This window comes from Mesorhizobium sp. Arg314 (genome assembly GCF_053714275.1).
Map to the genome: position 1 here is coordinate 1 of NZ_JBSKBP010000171.1, position 1,234 is coordinate 1,234.

A 1,234-nucleotide genomic window follows, 5' to 3' on the forward strand; every position below is an offset into this window, starting at 1 on the left:
GGCGGGGCTCACCATTGCGGTCGTTGCGGCACCTGCGTCGAGCGGCGCGAGGCCTTTCACCTGGCTGCTCAAAACGACCCAACATCTTACGAAGACCCGGATTACTGGATCGAAGCTTGCCAGGATTACCAGGCAACACAACGGCACTAGAGCGCGCAGTCATCTACACCATCACCGCGCCATCGGTCTGTCCTCTCGATCCATTCTTGCGTGCGCGCTTCATATCGGTGACCACAGCCGCGCGTCCGCCCCACCTTCGAAGACACCGTCGAGCCGGTCTGGGTTGAGGCTAACGGAACCGGTGCGGTCAGGCGCTTCCCCTCGCTGATCCGTTCGAGCCTTTGCGGCGCCCATTCATCGCCTTCAGAATGGTCGGATAAATGGAACCAAGCGCGATGGGCTCGATGGCCTCTCGATCATCACCTGGCAATCCTTTGCCCGGGCGATCTGCGTCAGCCCGCCCAGCGTCTCCAGTTCGGCGAATTGTGCTGCGTCGTTGGCGTCGGCGATCGAGCAGGGGCGAAGGCCATCGCCCAGGGACAAGGACACGCCATAGGCGCGGCAGATGCCGCAGATCTTCGCGAAATGCTCGTAGAGGAAACTTTTCCGGTGATGGTGCAGGCGCCATTTGGCCAGATCGGGCCGCCGCGCGCGACGCGTTCCCTCCGAAATGCTACATCTGAAACCATGAAAATATTGACTTCCATAAGCCACTCGACGATAGTTAATGTATCAATAACAGATAGGAATTCGTGATATTATGCAGGTGTCTGTTCCATATAGAGGATCAATAAATCTCAAATTGCACAGTTTAATAATGGATAGTCGTTTGATTTAACCCTGGACTACGCGTTATTAATTGCTAATATTTCTGGTTGAGCGATAATCGGCCGAGTGACGTGCCAGTCGACTTCAACACGGCGGTCCCTGTTAGCAATTTCCAGATGCCTCGGCCGATGGCGGCAGTGCAGCGATCTCCTCCCAGTCCGCGTCGTGCGCCCAATCGGCCGAGGCTGCCCATCGCAAGGGGCGCGCCTCGCAAACGCACAATCGGGTTGGCCGTAGAGGCAGAACCTGTGGGAGCACACCAATGGCTGTCGTTGACTCTGCCAACAATTGTGACGGTTGGCAACTAGCGGAACATCCCGGCTCGGCTCAGAAACAAAGTACTACGTTGTTGATGCTTGGCGCGCTCGGTGTGGTCTATGGCGATATCGGGACGAGCCCCATCTAT

At 57.1% G+C, this 1,234-nt stretch carries 2 pseudogenes; one reads left to right on the plus strand and one right to left on the minus strand.

The annotated features are described in order from the left end of the window. Window positions 1-150 (plus strand): annotated as a pseudogene (locus tag ACWGS9_RS34865) (7-cyano-7-deazaguanine synthase QueC); the annotation flags it as partial. A 255-nt stretch (window positions 151-405) separates the two neighbouring features. Here the strand turns inward: ACWGS9_RS34865 and ACWGS9_RS34870 are convergent. After that, window positions 406-636: pseudogene (locus ACWGS9_RS34870) on the minus strand (phosphomethylpyrimidine synthase ThiC); the annotation flags it as partial. Window positions 637-1,234 lie beyond the last annotated feature (598 nt).